The sequence below is a fragment of the Marinobacter sp. genome (assembly GCF_035268745.1).
Taxonomy (GTDB): domain Bacteria; phylum Pseudomonadota; class Gammaproteobacteria; order Pseudomonadales; family Oleiphilaceae; genus Marinobacter.
In genome coordinates this window covers 1-2,720 of the sequence record NZ_DATFKH010000071.1, presented here as the reverse complement: position 1 = coordinate 2,720, position 2,720 = coordinate 1, and the positions used below count along the sequence as shown (strand labels likewise).

General features: G+C 58.3%; 2 protein-coding genes. One reads left to right on the top strand and one right to left on the bottom strand.

Annotation, left to right across the window (positions count from 1 at the left end; genetic code table 11):
- Positions 1–1,446: purine-cytosine permease family protein (locus VJ956_RS06560; protein ID WP_414674393.1), on the bottom strand; the 1,446-nt coding region annotated here is incomplete at its 3' end.
- Between the two features lie 339 nt (positions 1,447–1,785).
- On the opposite strand from VJ956_RS06560, the gene VJ956_RS06555 reads away from it, so the two are divergent.
- Positions 1,786–2,720, top strand: a 935-nt coding sequence (locus VJ956_RS06555) for a transporter substrate-binding protein (RefSeq protein WP_324082997.1), incomplete at its 3' end; no start/stop codon positions are given.

The following is a 2,720-nucleotide window of genomic DNA, read 5'->3' as shown; positions in this document are numbered from 1 at the left end:
GTAATAGCGACCCTTGGTCTGCCAGGCGATCAGTGGCGCTATGACCAGTGCGGCGCCGAGGGTGATGAAGTGGGAAAGCGCTACCGCTACTTCGCCCAGCGCTCCGGCGTGGCTGACCATGCCGATCACCGACGCCAGAATCATCGCGCCGACGCCTACCGGGTTAATGTCGTAGAGGTGCGCACGCTTGAACTCGATGTGTCTGGGACTTAAACCCAGAGGTTTGTTAATCACCAGGTCGGCCACCAGGGCGCCGACCCAGGCCACCGCGACAATGCCATAGAAGCCCAGAGTTTCCTCCAGCGCATGGTAAACGCCCAGCTCCATCACCAGCAGTGCAATCGCCACATTGAACACCAGCCAGACTACCCGACCCGGGTGGCTGTGGGTCAGCCGTGAGAAGAAATTCGACCAGGCGATGGAGCCGGCGTAGGCGTTGGTGACGTTGATCTTTACTTGGCACAGGATGACAAAGATGCCCGCAATGGCCAGCGCAGCCTCTGGCGAAGAGGTCATGTATCCGAAGGCGACGATATACATCCGGGTCGGGTCTGATGCGTCAGCGACCGCAATGCCCTGATTCAGCGCCAGCACCGCCAGAAAGGATCCGGCCAGGATTTTCACGGCACCGATAACAATCCAGCCCGGTCCGCCGGCCATGACGGATGCCCACCATCGCAACCGCTTCCCGTCCTGGGGTTCAGGTATGAACCTCAGAAAATCAGCCTGCTCGCCAATCTGCGCCATCAGCGAAAACAGCACGGCGGCGGCCGCCCCAAAAAGCAGCAGATTGAATTCGCCGCCCTGATTGGGGGCAATGCCTTCGAACTTTGTCCAGTCCGATATAGCGCTGGCGTCCTGGTAGAGAATGAATATGAACGGCAGCAACTGCAGCACAATCCAGGCGGGCTGGGTCCACAGCTGGAACTTGCTGATGGCGGTAATACCGTGGGTTACCAGTGGAATAATCACCACCGAACACACCAGATAACCGATCACCAGCGGTATACCGAACAGCAGTTCCAGCGCCATCGCCATGATGGCCGCTTCGATGGCAAAGAAAATAAAGGTGAAGGACGCATAGATCAGCGAGGTGATGGTGGAGCCGATATAACCGAAGCCCGCCCCCCGGGTTAACAGATCAATATCAACGCCATAGCGGGCGGCGTAGTAGCTGATGGGAATGGCGGTAAGAAAGATGATCAGCGCCACTGCGCAGATGGCGGCAACCGCATTATTGAATCCGTAGTGAATGGTGATGGCCCCGCCAATGGCTTCCAGCGCCAGAAAGGATATTGCGCCCAGGGCGGTATTGGTTACACGGCCAGCGGACCAGCGCCGCGCACTCTTGGCAGTAAACCGCAGGGCGTAGTCTTCAAGAGTTTGGTTGGCGACCCATTGGTTGTAGTTTCGCCGGACGCGAAAGATGCTTTGCCGGGCGCTCATGCTGTGACCTTTTCATGAAGGGTTTGCTGCGATGTATCAAAAGCTGTGCCATCGCGCGGGATCTGCAGGTAGAAATCCGGGCACGCCTGTTTTGTATCGCGACGGTAAATTCCGGGCCATGCGTTAAATGACGTAGACCGCTGGTGCGTTTGCCGAATGGGCGAATTCCGGCCCGCCGCAGAGAATGTTTATCGGCGGCGCTCCCCCGGCACAGGCCGGTGAGGCGTCTGGCAGATACATCCTGAGCGAGGACTTACCATGACAATGCACAAGCAAACGACGGAAGGCGGCACCACCGCTAGGTGGGGGCTCGGAAAGCTCAAGCTGCTGGCGGCTTCCATGGTACTGGCGGCTTCCGCCAATGCTGCGGCGCCTCCCACAGCGGAAGTGAACACCACTGGCCTGGCGGTAACCGATGACACCGTCAATGTGGGCATTCTCCACTCGGTCACCGGCACCATGGCGATCAGTGAGGAAGGTTCGGTACAGGCGGAAATCCTGGCCATAGAGCAGATCAACGAGATGGGTGGCGTTCTTGGCCGCAAGATTGAATACATTCAGGAAGATGGCGCCAGTGACTGGCCCACCTTTGCCGACCGCTCCCGCAAACTGCTGCGCCAGGACAATGTTGCGGCGGTTTTCGGCTGCTGGACTTCCGCTTCGCGCAAAGCGGTACTGCCGATCTTCGAGCAGTACAACGGCATGCTGTATTACCCCACCTTTTATGAAGGGCTGGAACAGTCACCGAACGTGATCTACACCGGCCAGGAAGCCACCCAGCAGATTCTTGCTGGCCTGAACTGGGTGGCCGAGGAAAAGGGCGCGGAAACCTTCTACCTGCTGGGGTCCGACTATATCTGGCCCCGGACGTCCAACAAGATCGCCCGCAAACACATCGAAGATGTGCTGGGCCTGAAAGTGGTGGGCGAGGACTACTTCCCGCTGGGCCACACCCAGTTCAACTCCGCCATTAACCGTATCCGCCTGAAAAAGCCGGACGTGATCTACGCCATCATCGTGGGTGGCTCCAACGTGGCTTTCTACAAGCAGCTGGAAGCAGCGGGTATTGATCTGACTGACAGCGATACCACGCTGCTGACCATCTCGGTAACCGAGGATGAAATCCTGGGCATCGGCGGCCGCAACATCGAAGGCGCCTACGCTGCGATGAAGTATTTCCAGAGTCTGGATAACCCCAACAACAAAGCGTTCGTGAAGGCGTTCAAGGAGCGCTGGGGCGAAGATTCGGTGATCGGTGACGTTACCCAGGCCGC